This window comes from Arthrobacter sp. Cza30, assembly GCF_059090765.1.
Genome location: NZ_JBNHGA010000003.1, coordinates 125,131 through 142,170, shown reverse-complemented (window position 1 = coordinate 142,170; position 17,040 = coordinate 125,131). Strand labels below are relative to the sequence as shown.

At 70.3% G+C, this 17,040-nt stretch carries 17 protein-coding genes, 1 tRNA gene and 1 pseudogene; 14 read left to right on the top strand and 5 right to left on the bottom strand.

Annotated features, from left to right (window positions below):
• Nucleotides 1–45: 45 nt before the first annotated feature.
• The 4 genes from AC5RVZ_RS10285 to AC5RVZ_RS10270 all read left to right on the top strand — a co-directional run bounded on the left by AC5RVZ_RS10285 (nt 46) and on the right by AC5RVZ_RS10270 (nt 4,295).
• Nucleotides 46–118 (top strand) — tRNA-Arg (locus tag AC5RVZ_RS10285).
• 136 nt (nt 119–254) lie between these two features.
• Entirely contained in the window at nt 255–1,112 is an 858-nt protein-coding gene (locus AC5RVZ_RS10280) for an ABC transporter ATP-binding protein (RefSeq protein ID WP_494065654.1), read from the top strand.
• Between the two features lie 49 nt (nt 1,113–1,161).
• On the top strand, nt 1,162–2,190 hold the full coding sequence (locus tag AC5RVZ_RS10275; RefSeq protein ID WP_494065653.1) for an ABC transporter substrate-binding protein: 1,029 nt from the start codon (nt 1,162–1,164) through the stop codon (nt 2,188–2,190).
• On the top strand, nt 2,187–4,295 hold the full coding sequence (locus tag AC5RVZ_RS10270) for an iron ABC transporter permease (RefSeq protein ID WP_494065652.1): 2,109 nt from the start codon (nt 2,187–2,189) through the stop codon (nt 4,293–4,295). Before AC5RVZ_RS10275 ends, AC5RVZ_RS10270 begins: the two co-directional genes overlap by 4 nt.
• Nucleotides 4,296–4,368: 73 nt before the next feature.
• Here AC5RVZ_RS10270 and AC5RVZ_RS10265 read toward each other — a convergent pair whose 3' ends face one another.
• Nucleotides 4,369–4,653, bottom strand: coding sequence for a helix-turn-helix domain-containing protein (locus AC5RVZ_RS10265; protein WP_494066270.1), 285 nt, complete (start codon nt 4,651–4,653; stop codon nt 4,369–4,371).
• A 66-nt stretch (nt 4,654–4,719) separates the two neighbouring features.
• On the opposite strand from AC5RVZ_RS10265, the gene map reads away from it, so the two are divergent.
• Together map and AC5RVZ_RS10255 are read left to right on the top strand one after the other, a co-directional pair.
• On the top strand, nt 4,720–5,514 hold the full coding sequence (gene map, locus AC5RVZ_RS10260; RefSeq protein ID WP_494065651.1) for a type I methionyl aminopeptidase: 795 nt from the start codon (nt 4,720–4,722) through the stop codon (nt 5,512–5,514).
• A gap of 81 nt (nt 5,515–5,595) precedes the next feature.
• A complete protein-coding gene (locus AC5RVZ_RS10255) occupies nt 5,596–6,081 on the top strand; it encodes a VOC family protein (protein ID WP_494065650.1) in 486 nt (161 codons plus the stop codon).
• A 39-nt stretch (nt 6,082–6,120) separates the two neighbouring features.
• Here AC5RVZ_RS10255 and AC5RVZ_RS10250 read toward each other — a convergent pair whose 3' ends face one another.
• Nucleotides 6,121–6,537 carry a hypothetical protein gene (locus tag AC5RVZ_RS10250; RefSeq protein ID WP_494065649.1) on the bottom strand — a complete coding sequence of 139 codons (417 nt, stop codon included), beginning with the start codon at nt 6,535–6,537 and terminating at the stop codon, nt 6,121–6,123.
• A gap of 134 nt (nt 6,538–6,671) precedes the next feature.
• On the opposite strand from AC5RVZ_RS10250, the gene AC5RVZ_RS10245 reads away from it, so the two are divergent.
• Both AC5RVZ_RS10245 and AC5RVZ_RS10240 read left to right on the top strand, forming a co-directional pair.
• Nucleotides 6,672–8,012: a serine/threonine-protein kinase gene (locus tag AC5RVZ_RS10245; protein WP_494065648.1), complete on the top strand. Its 1,341-nt coding sequence runs from the start codon at nt 6,672–6,674 to the stop codon at nt 8,010–8,012.
• Nucleotides 8,013–8,022: 10 nt separating this feature from the next.
• A pseudogene (locus tag AC5RVZ_RS10240) lies at nt 8,023–8,142 on the top strand (flavin reductase); the annotation flags it as partial.
• 7 nt (nt 8,143–8,149) lie between these two features.
• Here the strand turns inward: AC5RVZ_RS10240 and AC5RVZ_RS10235 are convergent.
• Both AC5RVZ_RS10235 and AC5RVZ_RS10230 read right to left on the bottom strand, forming a co-directional pair.
• Nucleotides 8,150–8,560 carry a GreA/GreB family elongation factor gene (locus AC5RVZ_RS10235; RefSeq protein ID WP_494065647.1) on the bottom strand — a complete coding sequence of 137 codons (411 nt, stop codon included), beginning with the start codon at nt 8,558–8,560 and terminating at the stop codon, nt 8,150–8,152.
• Nucleotides 8,561–8,642: 82 nt separating this feature from the next.
• Complete coding sequence (locus AC5RVZ_RS10230; protein WP_494065646.1) at nt 8,643–8,828, bottom strand: hypothetical protein; 186 nt, start codon at nt 8,826–8,828, stop codon at nt 8,643–8,645.
• A 127-nt stretch (nt 8,829–8,955) separates the two neighbouring features.
• On the opposite strand from AC5RVZ_RS10230, the gene AC5RVZ_RS10225 reads away from it, so the two are divergent.
• The 3 genes from AC5RVZ_RS10225 (at nt 8,956) to AC5RVZ_RS10215 (ending at nt 11,546) form a co-directional block, all read left to right on the top strand.
• Complete coding sequence (locus AC5RVZ_RS10225; RefSeq protein WP_494065645.1) at nt 8,956–9,321, top strand: VOC family protein; 366 nt, start codon at nt 8,956–8,958, stop codon at nt 9,319–9,321.
• Nucleotides 9,322–9,362: 41 nt separating this feature from the next.
• Entirely contained in the window at nt 9,363–10,952 is a 1,590-nt protein-coding gene (locus AC5RVZ_RS10220) for an L-serine ammonia-lyase, iron-sulfur-dependent, subunit alpha (protein ID WP_494065644.1), read from the top strand.
• 138 nt (nt 10,953–11,090) lie between these two features.
• On the top strand, nt 11,091–11,546 hold the full coding sequence (locus AC5RVZ_RS10215; protein ID WP_494065643.1) for an Hsp20/alpha crystallin family protein: 456 nt from the start codon (nt 11,091–11,093) through the stop codon (nt 11,544–11,546).
• A gap of 93 nt (nt 11,547–11,639) precedes the next feature.
• Here AC5RVZ_RS10215 and AC5RVZ_RS10210 read toward each other — a convergent pair whose 3' ends face one another.
• A complete protein-coding gene (locus AC5RVZ_RS10210) occupies nt 11,640–12,080 on the bottom strand; it encodes a MarR family winged helix-turn-helix transcriptional regulator (protein WP_494065642.1) in 441 nt (146 codons plus the stop codon).
• 42 nt (nt 12,081–12,122) lie between these two features.
• Here AC5RVZ_RS10210 and AC5RVZ_RS10205 point away from each other — a divergent pair, with 42 nt between their 5' ends.
• The 3 genes from AC5RVZ_RS10205 to AC5RVZ_RS10195 are packed head-to-tail and all read left to right on the top strand — an operon-like array spanning nt 12,123 to nt 16,693.
• Nucleotides 12,123–14,000 carry a DUF2207 domain-containing protein gene (locus tag AC5RVZ_RS10205; RefSeq protein ID WP_494065641.1) on the top strand — a complete coding sequence of 626 codons (1,878 nt, stop codon included), beginning with the start codon at nt 12,123–12,125 and terminating at the stop codon, nt 13,998–14,000.
• A 36-nt stretch (nt 14,001–14,036) separates the two neighbouring features.
• Nucleotides 14,037–15,029, top strand: a complete 993-nt coding sequence (locus tag AC5RVZ_RS10200) for a TIGR03885 family FMN-dependent LLM class oxidoreductase (RefSeq protein ID WP_494065640.1) — start codon at nt 14,037–14,039, stop codon at nt 15,027–15,029.
• On the top strand, nt 15,026–16,693 hold the full coding sequence (locus tag AC5RVZ_RS10195; protein ID WP_494065639.1) for an alpha-amylase family protein: 1,668 nt from the start codon (nt 15,026–15,028) through the stop codon (nt 16,691–16,693). Before AC5RVZ_RS10200 ends, AC5RVZ_RS10195 begins: the two co-directional genes overlap by 4 nt.
• Nucleotides 16,694–17,040: the final 347 nt, after the last annotated feature.

Below are 17,040 nucleotides of genomic sequence, written 5' to 3'. Positions count from 1 at the left end.
ACGTGGGGTATTCTGGACGACGTTGTGCGCGAGAGCGGGCAACATGCGCCCGTAGCTCAATGGATAGAGCATCTGACTACGGATCAGAAGGTTAGGGGTTCGAGTCCCTTCGGGCGCGCACTGTGTTGAGACAGTAACCAGCAAAGGCCCCGTTCGGGGCCTTCGCTGTTTCTGGGCCTGCCTCCTCCCGCGCGCGCGTCATCTTGCGATCGGTTCTTTGGGGTCCGACGCGAGGTAGGTTAGGCTCCCCTAACGTGACCAGCGATCGCGGCCCCGCGCGGCCCACCGAAGAGCTTCGCGGCGACGCGCTCGCTCTCAGCTACGGCCGTACGCGCGTCGTGCACGACGTGTCGCTCCACCTCCGGTCCGGCATGGTCACCGCCCTGATCGGCCCCAATGGCAGCGGCAAGTCCACGGCCCTTCGTGCTCTTGCACGCCTTCACCGGATCGACTCCGGCTCGGTGCTCGTCCAGGGCGCTGAGGGTGCTCGTGACGTGGCATCCTTCTCGGCCAAGGAGTTCGCCCGCACCGTCGCGATGCTCTCGCAGTCGCGTCCGCATCCGTCGGGTCTCGAGGTGCGCGATGTCGTGGCCTACGGGCGTCACCCGCACCGGGGCCGCTTCTCGGGGCTCAGCGATGCCGATCGCGATGCCATCGACGATGCCCTCGTCCTCACCGGCCTCATCGCGATGGCGCACCGCCCCGTCGACGAGCTCTCGGGCGGAGAGCTGCAGCGCGTGTGGCTGGCCACGGCCCTCGCTCAGAGCACCGACATCCTGCTGCTCGACGAGCCCACCAACCACCTCGACCTCCGCTATCAGATCGAGACGCTGGACCTCGTGCGCGACCTCGCCGACCGCGGCACCGCGGTCGGCGTGGTGCTGCACGATCTCGACCACGCGGCGTCGGTCGCCGACGAAGTGGTGCTCATGTGCCGGGGGCGCGTGCACGCCGTCGGCGCACCGCATGAGGTGCTCACCGCGGAGAACCTGACCGACGTGTACGGCTTCCACATCGACACCGCGACGGATGACGCGACCGGCCGTGTCCGGATCATCCCGCGCGGGCGACACCACGGCCGCGTCCGGCACCTCGAAGCCGTCCCCGTCTGACCCGACCCACCCGACCCTGCAACTTCCACAGAGCCCTGGAGCCGACCCGATGCCCAAGCCCTTCGCCGCCCTCGCCGTCCTCGGTGCCCTCGCCCTGGCGCTGACCGCATGCGGGACCACCGAGGTCGCCGCCTCCGCCGACACTGACACGGCCGTCTCGACCAGCGCCGGCTGCGCGGACGACACGACGACGACTTCCACCGACCCCGTGGAGCTCACCGACGCCTTCGGTCGGACGATTTCGCTGGACCAGCCGGCCCAGAAGGTCGCGGTGCTCGAGTGGCAGCAGGTCGAGGACGTCCTGTCGCTGTGCCTGACGCCGGTGGCGGTGGCGGATGCCGACGGCTACCGCACCTGGGACACGGCGGAGGAGCTGCCCGACAGCGTCGAGAGCGTCGGCACGCGCCAGGAGCCCAACCTCGACGCGCTGTTCGCTGCTGAGCCTGACCTTGTCATCGTCGAGGCGTACACCCGCGATGACGAGATCATCGCGCAGCTGGAGGAGTACGGAGTCCCGGTGCTGGCGACGCTCGGCGCCGACGCGGAGGACCCGATCGGGCAGATGCTCGACACCTTCGACCTGATCGCGGAGGCGACCGGTCGCACGGAGCGCGCGGATGCCGTCAAGGCGGAGTTCGAGCAGCATCTGGCCGACGCCAAGGCAGAGGTGGACGCCGCCGGCCTCGAGATCACCGACTTCGTCTACTTCGACGGCTGGGTGGACGGCGGCAACGTGTCGCTGCGTCCGTTCGGTCAGGGCTCGCTCGTCGGAGAGATCGGCGAGGAGCTCGGGCTCACCAACGCATGGACCGGCGAGGTCGACCCCGCCTATGGCCTCGGTCAGACCGACATCGAAGGCATGACCACGATCGGCGACGCGCACCTGTTCTACACCGGCACCGTCGACCCGGACTCGGAGAGCTTCGTGGACGCCGCGGCCGAGAACCCCGCGTGGGCGTCGATCCCCGCCGTCGAGGAGGGCCGCCTCACCGCCTTCCCGGGTGGGATCTGGACGTTCGGCGGCCCGCGCTCGGCCCAGCAGATCATCGACGCCTACGTCGCCGCGATCAGCGAGTGAGCTCCCCGTCGTTGAGCGAGCGGGACACCCGTCCGACGAGTGAGGGAGCCCGTGACGGTCAAGGCGAGACCGCTCCGGCGGGGGAGCGGGGACGCCCCGCTCCCACTGCCCGCTCGACGATCGGCGCGGCGCTCGCCGTCCTGCTCGGCCTGCTCGTCCTGCTGGTGTGCACCGCCGGCTGGCACCTGACCCAGGGGACGAGCGGTGCCGTCTTCGCCGACGCCGAGGTGCTGTGGGGCTCTCGCGCGCCACGTCTGGCGGCGGGTGTCGCCGTCGGCATCGCGCTGGGTGCGGCGGGGCTGCTCATGCAGTCGCTGTCGCGGAACGCGCTCGCATCGCCCGACACCCTCGGGGTCACCGCGGGCTCGTACATCGCGGTCACTGCCGTCGCGGCCTTCGGCATCGCGGTGCCGATCTGGGCGTCCGGCGCCGTGGCGTTCGTCGGGGGGCTCGCCGCGGCGGCGCTCGTTCTGGGCCTCGCCGGGGGAGCGGGCACGTCCACGACGCGTCTGGTCCTCGCCGGATCGGCGCTGGCGCTTGCGTTCCAGGCCGGCACGTCGGCTCTGCTCGTCCTCTTCTCGGAGGAGACGAAGGGCCTGCTCGCGTGGGGGAGCGGCAGCCTCTCGCAACTCGGGCTGGAGACGTCAGCGCGCGCCGCGCCCGTGGTCGTCGTCGGGGTCGCGCTGGCCTTGGTCCTCGCGCGTCGCCTCGACGTGCTGGCACTCGGCGACGACACGGCCTCGTCGCTCGGCGTGCCGATCCGCTCCACACGGATGCTCGGCATCCTTCTCGCCGTCCTGCTGACCGCCACAGCCGTGACCCTCGCGGGTCCTATCGGGTTCGTCGGGCTCTGCGCTCCCGTGCTCGCACGGCTGCTCGCCCGCGTCGTCCCGGCACTCGGCCGGCACCTGCTGCTCATCCCGCTGGCGGGGATCATCGGCGCCATCGTGGTGATCCTCGCCGACGCGCTGCTGCGGGCGATCATCGGCCCCGAGGGCGCCATCGCCGTGCCGACCGGCGTCGCAACCACGGTGTTCGGGGCGATCGTGCTCGTCGTGATGGCGCGACGCCTTCGAGACGCCGGCCCGACCCGGCGCCCGCCGACCATCCGGATCGGCGTGCGCAGCAGCCGACGCTTCGCCGTCGTGGTCGTCGCCGGTGCGCTCGCTCTGAGTGCGGTCGTGCTCGTCGGCATGCTGCTGGGCAGCACGCGGCTGCTCACCGGAGACATCCTGCTGTGGCTTCAGAGCTCCGCGCCGCCGCGGATCGCCTTCGCCCTCGATGAGCGGGCCCCGCGCGTCATCGCCGCCGTGGTGGCCGGCGCGGCGCTCGCGCTCGCCGGCAGTCTCACCCAGGCGGTGAGCCGCAACCCGCTGGCGGACCCGAGTCTCCTCGGCATCACCGGCGGTGCAGGGCTGGGCGCCGTGCTCGTCGTCACCGGTGCGACGGCGACGACGTTCGGGATGCTGGTGGCCGCGGTCGTCGGCGGCCTCCTGGCGTTCGCGCTGGTGTACGGACTGGCCTGGCGGCGGGGACTGAGTGCCGACCGGTTCATCCTCATCGGCATCGGCGTCTCGTACGGCGCCGTCGCGCTCACGACCTTCGCACTGCTCCGCGCGAACCCGTGGGACACGCCCAAGATCTACACCTGGCTCTCGGGCACGACGTACGGGCGCATCTGGGAGCAGGTGATCCCGCTCGCGATCGTGCTCGCCATCTCGCTGCCCTTCGTGTTCGCGCGGCGGCACGATCTCGACATCCTCGCGATGGACGAGGACACGCCCAGGCTCCTCGGCATCCGCCTCGAGCGCACGCGGATGCTGCTTCTGATCACGGCGGCGCTGCTGGCCGCGCTGAGCGTCGTGGCCGTCGGGGTCGTCGGGTTCGTCGGGCTCGTCGCGCCCCACGCGGCGCGGGCCCTGGTCGGCGCGCGGCACAGCAGGGTCATCCCGGTCGCGACGCTGCTGGGTGCGGTTCTGGTGGGAGCGGCCGACACGCTCGGCCGGACGGTGATCGCGCCCGCGCAGCTTCCCGCCGGTCTCGTCGTCGCCCTCATCGGCGCTCCGTACTTCGTCTGGCTGCTGTGGCGCTCGCGCGACGCATGAGGCGCAGCGTGCTCGCTCGTTCGGGATCTGCCCGCGCGTGAGGCGTCATCTCCGCGGCTCGCGCCTCGGGCGGCTAGGAAGCCAGACGGTCGGCGCCGGGCCCGTCCTCGGCGCTCGCGTCCGTGATCTCCGCCCAGACAGCGTCGAGGGAGAGTCCGAGCACGGCGGCGATCGCCGCAATGGTGGGGAACGAGGGGGTTGCGACGCGGCCGGATTCGATCTTCCGCAGCGTCTCGGGAGAAACGCCGGCATCGAGGGCGACCTCGAGCATCGAGCGTGGGCCGCGTGCTCGGCGCAGCACTTCGCCCAGTCGCTGACCCCGCCCGACCTCCTCGGGAGTGTGCGGCATCCGAACCATCATGGGCCCATAGTAGTACCGGTATAGTATGGCCGGTATTGTTATTGGGAGACGAATGGACGAGGCATGATTGAGATCCTCAACGCGGACCAGTTGGAGCGGGCTCGCGTTTCGGGGGCGATCGTCGGCGACCTCCTCCAGACCCTGCGACAGCGCGTTCGCGTGGGTACGAACCTCCTCGAGATCGACGCCTGGACGAAGGAGATGATCGCCGACGCAGGCGCCCAGTCGTGCTACGTGCACTACGCGCCGTCGTTCGGGCGCGGTCCGTTCGGCCACCACATCTGCACCTCGGTCAACGACGCCGTGCTCCACGGCCGTCCTCATGACTATCGGCTTGCAGACGGTGACCTGCTCACACTCGATCTCGCCGTCTCGAAGGATGGCATCGCGGCCGACGCGGCCATCAGCTTCATCGTCGGGAGCGCGCGCCCTGCCGAGAGCGTCGCGCTCATCGATGCGACGGAGCGCGCATTGCACGACGCGATCGCCGCCGCGCGACCAGGCGCGCGCATGGGCGACATCTCCGCCGCGATCGGCGCGGCTCTGTCTGCGTCCGGCTACACGATCAATCTCGAGTTCGGGGGCCACGGCATCGGCTCGACGATGCACCAGGACCCTCACGTCCCGAACAGCGGACGCCCGGATCGCGGCTATCGACTGCGTCCGGGACTGCTCCTGGCACTCGAGCCATGGGTGATGGCCGACACCGACCAGCTCGTGGTCGATGCCGACGGATGGACGCTGCGGAGCGCGACAGGCTGCAGGACCGCGCACAGCGAGCACACCATCGCCATCACCGAGGACGGAGCTGACGTGCTCACCCTGCCCACGCCCTCTCCCGTCGGCCGGTTCCGTTGAGGGAAGGGACGCCGCAGGCCGCCCTCGCGGTTCGCCTTCGGGGTTGACTCTGCCGCTACGTCAAGCGCCACGCTCGAACGCATGACGGATTCACCAGAGCTCCAGGCAGGCATCACCCGCGACATCTACGGGATGCCGGCATTCGTTTCCCTCGACGTGTCGGATGTGCGCACGGCGGCATCCTGGTTCACCGGCGCCCTCGACTTCATCGAGCTGTTCGCCATGCCGCCCGGCGATCAGCCCGTGCTCATCCACCTGCGCCGCTGGAGGTACCAGGACATCCTCGTCAGACAGAGTGCCGGTGCCGCGGGAGTGGGTGATGGCGTGCAGCTGTCGATCGCCGCGTCCTTTGAAGACCTGGACGCCTTGGCGGAGCGTGCCCGCTCCTTCGGTGCCGACCGTGTCGACGGCCCATATGACACGGGCTGGAACACGCGTGACCTGGCGGTCACCAGCCCTGAGGGCCTGCGGATCGTCTTCACGGCCCGCCGGCCCGAGCCGCTCCGCGACGCCGCGTTCACGGCCGACATGAACCGGTGGTCAGCGGAGCAGCCGCCGTCGCCCTGAGCGCGTTGAGCTGTCTGGCGCCACCCCAAGGGGCAGCCGTCAGCTTCCGCCGAACGTGATCCCTCCCGCGATGAGGAGCGGGACCACGAGCAGGGTCGCGCCGATCACAAGCTGCGGGAACCGCATGAACATCGACTTGTAGGCCGCGATCGCGTCGCGTGCGGTGTCCTGCGCTTTCGCGGCTTTCTCCTCGTGGGTCTTCTTCTCGGCATCCGACATCCTGTCGAATTCGGGAGTGAGAGGGAAGTCGAGCGACTTTTCGACGATCACCGCGAGTTCCTTCGCACCCGACGCCGCACGCAGACGCACCCAGCCATCGAACACGAGAAGAATGAGTCCGCCGAGAGCGCAGAGGATGCTGACGACGAACACTGGGTCCGACCAGCCGCCGCCGGCTGATTCGGCCGCTGTATGAGCGAGACGCGCCGTTGCGCTCGCCGCCTCGAGAGTGGTCATGGCGCATTATCCCGAGGATGATGCGCCCCGTCCATACCCGCTGGCAGCAACCGTCAAGGGGACGCATGACGGCGCGGAAGCGACTAGTTTCGTAGGTTGCCGCGTGTCCCGCACCGCGCGGCGGGGAGGAACCGATGACGGCTGCGGAGGCCGGCGAGACGGCCGCGCTGCTCGACGGTCGGTATCGACTGGGAGAATGCGTCGGCGAGGGCGGTATGGCCCGCGTCTACCGCGCCGAGGATGTCGTGCTCGGGCGGACGGTCGCGATCAAGATGATCCGGCCCGGGGTGGACGGCGCCTCATCCGAGCGAGCCCGCAGCGAGATGACCGTGCTGGCCTCTCTCAACCATCCGTCGCTGGTCACGCTCTTCGACGCCAGCCTCGCGCCCGGCCGGCCGGAGTACCTGGCGATGGAGTTCGTCGATGGACCGACCCTCGCGGAGCGGCTGGCCTCGGGCGGCCCGCTTCCGTCCGAAGTGGTGGCGCACTTGGCGGCCGAGCTCGCCGAGGCGCTGCACGTCGTGCACAAGGCAGGCGTCGTGCACCGCGACATCAAGCCGTCCAACGTCCTCCTGAGCCCCGCCCAGCTGCCGGGCGCCCGTCCCCGTGCGAAGCTCGCCGATTTCGGCATCGCGTATCTGCTGGATGCCTCGCGCATCACTTCTCCGGGGCTCGTCATCGGCACCGTCGCGTATCTCGCGCCCGAGCAGATCCGCGGCGACGACCCCGCTCCCGCGTCCGACATCTACGCGCTGGGACTCGTGCTCCTCGAGGCGCTCACGGGACAGCGGGCTCATCCCCCCGGGGGCGGCATGTCCGCCGCGCTGTCCCGCCTGGAGAGCCCGCCGACGATCCCCGATTCGGTGGGTCGACCGTGGGCGGACCTTCTCACCCGCATGCTCGACCCTGATCCGTCAGGGCGACCGACCGCGGCGCAGGTCGCCACCGCGGCGAACCGGCTCGCCGCGCCCGCACCGTCGACCGAGATGCCTACGGCGCGGACGGCGGCGACGGTTCCGATCACCGCGACCACCGCCGTGGCACCGGTGGCCGGAGCACCGGCGGCCGCCGGTGCTCCGCTGCCCGCTGCGCTTGCGGCGGCCGCCGCCGGCTCCTCTCTCGGAGATCGACGCAGACGCCTGCTGTCCGTGGGAGGGGGTGCGCTCGCGGCCGTCGCCCTGGCGGTCGCCGCCGCGATCGGGATCTCAGCCCTCAACGCCCCTCGACCAGAGCCCGAGCCCGTCCTCACCGTCCCGGCTGAACCGGCGCCGACCGAGGCTCCGCCCGATGAGGGAACGGGCGGCGAGGTCGTCGTCGAAGACCCCGGCATGACCGAGAAGGAGCGCAAAGCGGCCGAAGAGGCGCAGAAGAAGGCGGAGGAAGCGCAGAAGAAGCTGGAGGAGGAGCAGAAGAAGCGCGAGGAGGAGCAGAAGAAGCGCGAGGAGGAGCAGCAGATAGACGAAGAAGACGACTGAGCGGCTAGTCGCCGCGCACGCGCTGCATGCGAGCGTCGGCAGGGATGTCGGGCCCGGCGCTCCCGGCGACGCGCTGGTCTACCACAACCGCAGCTGGCACCGCCTCGGCGAGCACTCGCTGATCGGGTGACGCGAGGTCAGCGGTGCGGCACCGCGTCGATGACCGTCACGGTGATCCGCGCGCCGTTGGGAGCCTCGTACGTCGCACGGTCGCCGGGAAGGCAGCCGGCGATCGCCTGGCCCAGGGGCGATTCCGGCGAGTACACCGCCACGTCGCCGACCGGCCCGAGGAGCGTGCGGGAACCGAGCAGGAACGTCTCCCGCGATCCATCGCCCTCGAACTCGACCGTCACGCGCATCCCCGGCTCGACGATGCCGTCGTCGGGCTTCTCGCCGACCTGTGCGCGGCGGATCACCGAGCGCAGCTCCACGGCGCGTGCCTGGGCGGCATCGTCGTCCGTGCCGGCGCTCGCCAGGGCCTCCAGTTCCTCCTGCAGCTGACGCAGAGCGTCCTGCGTGAGCCAGATCGGCTCCTCGACAACAGACACGGCAACCTCCACAGCCGAGAACGGATGAAGTTCCCGAGCCTACCGTCGGGTGGCGCGCCGGGCCACTCGACCCAGCGCGACGTCAGCTTCGGCCGCGTCCGGCGGGCCCGCTCCCCAGTCGCTGCGCGGCGATGGGCACCGCGACGGCGGCCGAGATGGCCAGCACGCCGGCGATGAAGACCAGTCCCTGAAGGATCGGTGCCGAGAACGACAGGCCGACAAGCAGCATGCCGCCGACGAGCAGGATGGCGTACAGAGCGATGAGCATCGGTGTCCTCCGGGTGTCAGTTCCGCCGCGGTTCCCTCCTGTCTAGTCGCCGGCGACGGATCGTACGCAGGGCTTGACTTCCCGGCGGCTCTGTCGTTCGCGCGCCGGTGCGAGCCAGAATGGCCGCATGAGACTCGTGCAGATCGCGCAGCACGCCCACGACCTCGACCGCGCCGCCGAGTTCTACACCGCGCTGCTGGAGACGGAGCCCACCGCGAGGTTCGATCCGCCGGGTCTGCTGTTCTTCGATCTGGAAGGGGTCCGCCTGCTGCTGGACGGCAACGCCCCGTCCTCGCTGGTCTACCTTCATGTCGACAACGTGCAGGAGACGCTCGAGCGCCTGGAGGGGGCGGTGACCGTGGTGTCGCATCCGCATGTGATCTTCACGCATGAGGACGACAGTCTGGGGCCGGCCGGGCATGAGGAGTGGCACGCCTTCATCGAGGACAGCGAAGGCAACACCGTGGGGCTCGTCTCGTTCCAGCGACGCTGAATGACGCGGCCGGAAGCGGCGGTTCCGCGTAGCCTGGAGGAGTGAGCGCCTACGTCTCGGCGTTCGAGCTGTTCTCCATCGGTGTAGGACCCTCGAGCTCCCACACGGTCGGCCCCATGCGGGCCGCCCTGGACTTCATCGTGCGTCTGCGCGCGAGCGGACGCCTGCCGGACGTCGGCCGTGTCACCTGCACGCTGTACGGATCTCTCGGAGCGACCGGGATCGGTCATGGCACCCCCGACGCCGTCGTCGCCGGACTGCAGGGGCTCGCGTCCGAGACCGTCGACCCCGATGCGGTTCGCTCGGCCTGGACCGCGTGGCGTGACGGCGACATGCTCCCTCTCGCGGGCGAGCATCCGGTTCGCTTCCATCGCCCCGACATCGTGTTCGCTCCGCGGACCCGGCTCCCGGGGCATCCGAACGCCATGACGATCGAGGCGTGGGCGTCGCCTCTCGACGGCCCGCCGCGGGTCGAAGCCGCGCCGGCGATCCGCGAGACCGGTGCGGCCTATCGCTCCTCCGGCGTCGAGGCGGCGGCCTCGGATGCCGGGCTCGTGGCCCGCGAGACGTACTACTCCGTCGGCGGCGGCTTCATCCGGCGCGAGGGAGAGCCGGCTGCGGTGCGCACTGGAGCACTGCCGCTGGAGTTCGACAGCGCCGAGGAGCTTCTCGCCCTCTGCGACGAGCAGGGGCTCACGATCGCCGAAGCGGCACGCCTGAACGAACAGGCGCTGCGGACGCAGAAGCAGGTCGCCGACGGTCTCGATGCGATCTGGGACGCGATGGCCGGCTGCGTCGAAGCCGGACTGCGCGCGGACGGCGTGCTCCCCGGGATGCTGCACGTGAAGCGCCGCGCGGCATCCATCCGCGCTCAGCTCGAGGCGGCCGAGGCGGAAGGGCGTCGTGAGCTGCCCGGGGAATGGCTCGGCGCGTTCGCGCTCGCGGTGAACGAGGAGAACGCCGCGGGCGGTCGGGTGGTCACCGCGCCGACGAACGGCGCCGCCGGCATCGTCCCTGCTGTCGCGATGTACTGGTGGCGCTTCCTCGCGGACTCCGGGCTCGGCGCGGGCAACGCGGTCACGCCGTACGGCGAACTGGTCGGCAGCGCGCTGCTGGGCTACCACGGTCAGGCCGCCCCCGCCACGGAGGGCGGACCGTGGGAGGAGGCCCGCGTCGCCGATGCGAACCGCCGGCGCGGCATCCGTCGGTTCCTCCTGACGGCGACGGCGCTCGGCTCGCTGTTCAAGGCCAACGCGTCCATCTCGGGCGCCGAGGGAGGATGCCAGGCCGAGGTCGGCTCGGCGTGCGCGATGGCGGCGGGCGGTCTGACCGCCGTGATGGGCGGCACCAACCGCCAGATCGAGAACGCCGCCGAGATCGCCATGGAGCATCACCTCGGACTGACATGCGACCCGGTGGGCGGGCTCGTGCAGATCCCGTGCATCGAGCGCAACGCGATCGCGGCGTCGACGGCCGTCACCGCGGCCCGCCTGGCCCTGCGCGGCGACGGGTCCCATTACGTCTCGCTCGACACGGTCGTCGAGACGATGCGACAGACCGGGATCGACATGTCGCAGAAGTACAAGGAGACCAGCGAGGGCGGCCTCGCCGTGAACGTCATCGAATGCTGACGAGCGTGGAATTTCGTTCACAGCGAACGCCCGAACCATTAGCACTCTCGACCACAGAGTGCTAATCTGTACGTAGTTGAGTCAAGGCGGCTCAACTCCGCGAACCACGCAGACACAAGACACAGAGAGGAGATTCACATGGCCACGTACGACCCGTTCCGTGACCTCGACCGTCTCGCGTCGAGTCTCTTCGACACGCGCCGCGGCCCGCGCCGCATGCCGATGGACCTGTACCGTGACGGCGACCACTATGTGCTGTCCGCCGACCTTCCCGGCATCGACCCGGGTTCTGTCGACATCGACGTCGACGGCCAGCTGCTGACGATCCGCGCCGAGCGGACCCTTCCGACCGGCGAAGGCGTCAAGTGGATCACGCGCGAGCGTGAGGCCGCGAGCTTCCTGCGTCAGCTCAACCTCGGTCAGGGGATCGACACCGACCGCATCTCGGCGACCTACAACAACGGCGTGCTCAGTGTGACGATCCCGGTGAGCGAGAAGGCCAAGCCGCGCAAGATCGAGGTGACTGCCGACACCGGCTCGCCCGTGCTGCGCGCGCACGAGGGCTCGGAGCAGCCGCAGCCGATCGAGCAGTGAGCCCAGCGCATCGCGCGCATTCAGCAGAGCCGCCCGGGATCTGGGGTCCCGGGCGGCTCGCGCTTCATCCGCGGTGCGCGGAGCCGTCCAGGGCTAGCAGCCGGGCTGCTTCTTGCGCAGCTTCGCGGTGAGGTCGCGCAGCTGCGCGAGCTCCTCGTCGCTGAGCAGCGACATCCGCTCGGCGATCGCCTTGCCGTGTGCGCTGGCGATCCGCCGGAACAGCGCAGACCCGGTCTCGGTGGCGGTCACCAGCGCACCGCGTCCGTCATCGGGGTCGGCGCACTTGGTGAGCAGGCCGCGAGCGACCATGCGGTCCACCAGCCGGGAGACACTGGGCTGACTGATGAGCATGTTGGCGGTGACGTCCCGGAGCCGCGCCGTCATGTCCTTGCCGCGGGTGACGGTCAGCAGCACGTCGTACTCGGCCTGACTGAGCGTGTCGTCGTGGAAGTCCTCATTGATGTCGCCGAACACCTCGTGCTGCGCGCGGAAGAGGCTCTCCCAGGCGTCGATGGCGAGGCGACGGTCGGTCATAACGCCAGGATACGGCGAAGCGACGCCCGTAGGCTGGGGCGCATGGGGATTCGGGCGGCGAGCGGGCTCCGCGCGCCCTGGCGTCGTCTCGCCCGCGCCGCACTGGCCACTGCGCTGGCAGCGCTCGCCGCAGCGGCGCCGGCCGTCGGCGGAAGCGGCCCGCGCGCTGCAGCGGCCGCACCTGTCGTGGTGGGCGACGCGGCCGCCACGGTCGCCGTGACCGACGTGGTCGCCGCGGGCGACCTCGACGACTTCGAGTTCGAGAGTCTGGACGTCGAGTACCGGCTCGCACGTGCGGAGGACGGCACGAGCACGGCCACCGTGGTCGAGACGTTCGTGGCGCTCTTCCCTGAGCATGACCAGAACCGAGGGATGCAGCGGCGCATCCCCGACGCGAACCTCGGGGCACCCCTGCGGCCGGAACTGCAGTCGATCACCGACGAGAACGGCACCCCGCGTCCGGCGGAGGTCGACAGCGACGACGGCTACTACGTCATGACCTCGCGAGCGGACGACTACGTGCACGGGCGGCAGACCTACGTCTTCACCTACACGCTCCAGAACGTCACCCGCTTCTTCGCGAACACCCGCTCCGACGAGTTCTACTGGGACGTCAACGGCACCGAGTGGCCTCAGCGCTTCGGTCGCGTGAGCGCGCGCGTCACGATGCCCGAGGAGCTCGCCGCTGCGCGGACGGGCGAGCAGGCCTGTTACATCGGCTACCAGGGCAGCGAGCAGACGTGCCCGATCACCGGCGGCTCCATCGTCGAGGCATCCGCGGGTCCCGTCGAGCCGTACCAGACCGTCACCGTCGCGGTCGGCTTCGAAGCGGGCACGTTCGCCGCCTTCGACGACTCGTATCTCGCCTCGCCGTGGAGCTGGCTGCAGGCGGTCTCCGCGCTCGCCGTGGTGGCGGCGCTCGTCATGGCCGTCCGCGTCAACCGTCGCCACCTCCGGGATGCGCCCGGCCGTCCCACCGTCATCGCCGAATACACGCCGCCGCGCGGGATCGACGCGCTCGAGAGCGCGGTGCTGCTGGGGCTGACGACCAAGGCGATCCCCGCCGAGGTGCTCGAGCAGGCCGTCGTCGGCAGCATCCGCATCGAGGAGGGGGCGGCGCGATGGTTCGGCGGCACCAAGCTCAAGGCGGTGCTCGTCGACCCTTCCCGGGCCGACGGAGACGGCCGGATGCTGCTGCAGGGGCTCTTCCCGTCCGGCGTGCCCGGTGACGAGTTCGAGTTCGGCCGCAGCGATAAACGGTTCTCCTCCGCCGCGCAGGCGATCCTCAAGGCCGCCCGACACGAGCTCGTCTCACGCGGGCTGCGCCGCCAGGTGCCGGCCCGCCTGCGGGCGTGGCCCGGCATCATCGCCGTGGCCGCCGCGGCACTGGTCGTGCTCTTCGGCGTCGCGGCCCTCGAGAGCTTCGTGCGCCCGCTCGTTCCGATTCTCGTCATCGTCTTCTCGGCGCTCGCCGCGCTCGTCGCCGTCGCGCTGGTCTCCCGTCGGCCTCTCACCGCGGCCGGCGCCGAGGCGCGCGATCACCTGCGGGGCCTGAAACAGTTCATCGAGTGGGCCGAGGCCGACCGGATCCGCATGCTCCAGTCGCCGCAGGGCGCCGAGCGGGTCCCGGTCGACACACGCGACCCGCGTGTGATGCTGCGGCTGTACGAGACGCTGCTGCCGTACGCCGTGGTGTTCGGCCAGGAGAAGCAGTGGGCGAAGGAGCTGGCCGTCCTCTACGGCGAGGGGAGCTCCCCAAGCTGGTACTCCGGCAGCCACGGCTTCGATGCGGGGGCCTTCTCGGCCGGGATCTCGAACCTCTCCACCAGCACCGCGTCGTCGTCATCGACCTCGGGTGGGTCCAGCGGTGGCGGATCCGCCGGCGGCGGGGGAGGCGGTGGCGGCGGAGGCGGCGTCTAGCCGATTCGGCGCGGTCACGGAAGGGGCTTCCGACGGATGTCCGACCCGACCACACTCTGGACGATGGTCTTCATAGGATTCCATTCCTCGCATGAGCAGATCCCGCCCAGCGCCCTGCTGCAGGCGGTCCAGCGCGCCGAGGCCGCCGGCTTCGACGGGGCCATGTGCTCGGACCACCTCACGCCATGGGGTGTGCGGCAGGGGCACTCCGGCTTCGCCTGGAGCTGGCTGGCCGCCGCCCTCGAGCGCACGCAGTTCTCACTGGGCGTCGTCACCGCTCCCGGACAGCGCTATCACCCCGTGATCCTCGCCCAGGCGATGGCGACCCTCACCGAGATGTACCCCGGACGGTTCTGGGCAGCGCTCGGCAGCGGCGAGGCCATGAACGAGCACGTCACGGGAGACCCGTGGCCGCCGAAGGAGGACCGCAACGCGCGTCTGCGGGAGTCCGCCGACGTGATGCGGCGCCTCCTCGCCGGCGAGGAAGTCAGCCACGACGGGCACATCACGGTGCACCGCGCGCGGGTGTGGTCGCTTCCCGAGACGCCGCCCCCGTTCTTCGTCGCAGCTGTCAGCCCGCAGACCGCCGGATGGGCGGCATCCTGGGCCGACGGTCTCGCCACCGTCATCCAGCAGCCCGACGCGGTGCGCGAGGTGGCGGATGCGTACCGGTCGGCAGGCGGGGCCGGTCCGCTCATCCTCCAGGTGCACGTCAGCCTCGCCGAGACGGATGCCGAGGCTCTCGCGATCGCGCGCGACCAGTGGCGCAACGGGCTGGTCTCGCCGCCGCGGGCATGGGACCTCGAGCAGCCCGAGGACTTCGACGCCGCGGTGGGAGAACCGGATGAGGAAGCGCTGCGCCAGGCGCTGCTGATCGACCACGATGCGGGGCGGCTCGCCGAGCGCATCGCCGAGCTCGCGCGCATCGGCTTCGACCGGGTGTACCTGCACCACGTCGGGCAGGACCAGTCCGGGTTCCTCGCGACGGCGGAGTCCGCCCTGCTGCCCCGTCTCCGGGAGCTGCTGTGAGGATCACCGACACCAGCGACCTGTGGTGGAAGTCCGCGGTCATCTACTGCCTCGACGTCGAGACGTTCCTCGACTCCGACGGCGACGGCGTCGGGGACCTCCAGGGGCTCGCGGCCCGCATCGACTACCTCGCCCAGCTCGGCGTGACGTGCCTGTGGCTCATGCCGTTCTACCCGACTCCTGATCGCGACGACGGCTACGACGTGACCGACTTCTACGGGATCGATCCGCGGCTGGGCAGCTTCGGCGACTTCGTCGAGGTGGTGCGCACGGCGAAGGACCGCGGCATGCGGGTGATCGTCGACCTGGTCGTGAATCACACCTCGGACCGGCATCCGTGGTTCGTCTCCGCGAAGCGGAGCGTGAACTCGCCGTACCGGGACTACTACGTCTGGCGCGACGATCCTCCCCCGAAGGGGCAGAAGAACACCGTGTTCCCCGGTCAGGCGGACGGGATCTGGACCAAGGAGGAGAAGTCGGGCCAGTGGTATCTCCACAGCTTCTACGAGCACCAGCCCGACCTCAACATCGCCAATCCCGCCGTGCGGGACGAGATCGCCCGGACCGTCGGGTTCTGGCTGCAGCTCGGGGTCTCGGGATTCCGCGTCGACGCCGTGCCGTTCCTGCTCGAGGTGCAGGAGGGCGCCGAGATGGCCAACCCGCACGACTTCCTGCGCGACGTGCGGCTGTTCCTCCAGCGGCGCTCGAGCGAGGCCGTTCTCCTCGGTGAAGTGAACCTCCCCTATGAGCAGCAGTTCGACTACTTCGGCGCGAAGAGCGACGGGCAAGAGCTGACGATGCAGTTCGACTTCGTGGCGATGCAGCGCCTGTACCTGTCGCTCGTGCGCAGCGATCCCGCGCCGCTCGTCCAAGCGCTGACGAGCCGCCCGCAGACGCCCGTCGAGACGCAGTGGGCGAACTTCCTGCGCAACCACGACGAGCTGACCCTCGATCAGCTCAGCGACGAGGAGCGACAGGAGGTCTTCGACGCCCTCGCGCCCGACGAGCGGCAGCGCGTGTTCGGCCGGGGCATCGTGCGGCGCCTGCCGCCGATGCTGCAGGGCGATCCCCGGCGCATCCGGATGGCCTACAGCCTGCTGTTCACGCTGCCGGGGACGCCGGTGCTGTTCTACGGCGAAGAGATCGGCATGGGCGAGAACGCCGAGATCTTCGACCGGCAGGCCGTGCGCACGCCGATGCAGTGGTCGCGCGACGACAACGGCGGATTCTCGCGTGCCGCGCCGTCACGCCTCGTCTCGAAGCCGCCCGCGGACGGGTACGCGCCGCAGCACGTCAACGTCGCCGACCAGCTCGAGGACCGCGGCTCGCTGCTGCACTTCTTCCGCGACCTCATCGCGCGGTACCGGATCTCGCCGGAGCTCGGGTGGGGAGCATTCGAGGTGCTCGAGCAGGACGTCCCGTCCGTGCTCGTGCATTCGCTGCGGGCGGATGTCGGACGCATGGTGGCCGTGCACAACTTCGCCGACGTCCCGGCGATGATCCGCTTCGCGCTGCCCGACGAGCCGGAAGGGGCGGCGCTGGTGGACCTGCTCGGCGCGGACCGGATCGACCTCGGCGAGGAGGGCGCCGTCGAGCTCGAGATCGCCCCGTACGGGTACCGCTGGCTGCGCGTGTCGCGTCCCGGCGACGGCCGCGTCACCTGACGCGCCGGTGCTGCCCCACGCTGGCGCTGCAGTTTCCTGCGAACGCTGCGTCTCGCGCGGGCGCGCTCGCAGGAAACTGCAGCGCTCGGGCGGCGAGCCCGAGGCACGGCCCGCTGCTGTCGACGGCAAGAGTAAGGGCCGGTCGGAGAGGCTACCGACCGGCCCTTGTCCCTTGCACCAAGAGTGTCCTGCAATCACATGCCGGCAGCTGCCACAGCAAAACAACTACCGTGCCTGCACTCTATAACGGCGAGGTAACGGTGGCAAGGGTTCGCGTTATCTTTTCGTGATTTCCGCTCGGAGCGCCGACGGGTCTCCGATGTTCACGGACGAGTGCCATACTGCGC

Bases quoted from the DNA above. Each gene is read 5' to 3' on its own strand.
- AC5RVZ_RS10275 (WP_494065653.1), top strand. From the start codon at position 1,162: ATGCCCAAGCCCTTCGCCGCCCTCGCCGTCCTCGGTGCCCTCGCCCTG.
- AC5RVZ_RS10265 (WP_494066270.1), bottom strand. From the start codon at position 4,653: ATGGTTCGGATGCCGCACACTCCCGAGGAGGTCGGGCGGGGTCAGCGA.
- map (WP_494065651.1), top strand. From the start codon at position 4,720: ATGATTGAGATCCTCAACGCGGACCAGTTGGAGCGGGCTCGCGTTTCG.
- AC5RVZ_RS10255 (WP_494065650.1), top strand. From the start codon at position 5,596: ATGACGGATTCACCAGAGCTCCAGGCAGGCATCACCCGCGACATCTAC.
- AC5RVZ_RS10250 (WP_494065649.1), bottom strand. From the start codon at position 6,537: ATGACCACTCTCGAGGCGGCGAGCGCAACGGCGCGTCTCGCTCATACA.
- AC5RVZ_RS10245 (WP_494065648.1), top strand. From the start codon at position 6,672: ATGACGGCTGCGGAGGCCGGCGAGACGGCCGCGCTGCTCGACGGTCGG.
- AC5RVZ_RS10230 (WP_494065646.1), bottom strand. From the start codon at position 8,828: ATGCTCATCGCTCTGTACGCCATCCTGCTCGTCGGCGGCATGCTGCTT.
- AC5RVZ_RS10225 (WP_494065645.1), top strand. From the start codon at position 8,956: ATGAGACTCGTGCAGATCGCGCAGCACGCCCACGACCTCGACCGCGCC.
- AC5RVZ_RS10215 (WP_494065643.1), top strand. From the start codon at position 11,091: ATGGCCACGTACGACCCGTTCCGTGACCTCGACCGTCTCGCGTCGAGT.
- AC5RVZ_RS10210 (WP_494065642.1), bottom strand. From the start codon at position 12,080: ATGACCGACCGTCGCCTCGCCATCGACGCCTGGGAGAGCCTCTTCCGC.
- AC5RVZ_RS10205 (WP_494065641.1), top strand. From the start codon at position 12,123: ATGGGGATTCGGGCGGCGAGCGGGCTCCGCGCGCCCTGGCGTCGTCTC.
- AC5RVZ_RS10200 (WP_494065640.1), top strand. From the start codon at position 14,037: ATGTCCGACCCGACCACACTCTGGACGATGGTCTTCATAGGATTCCAT.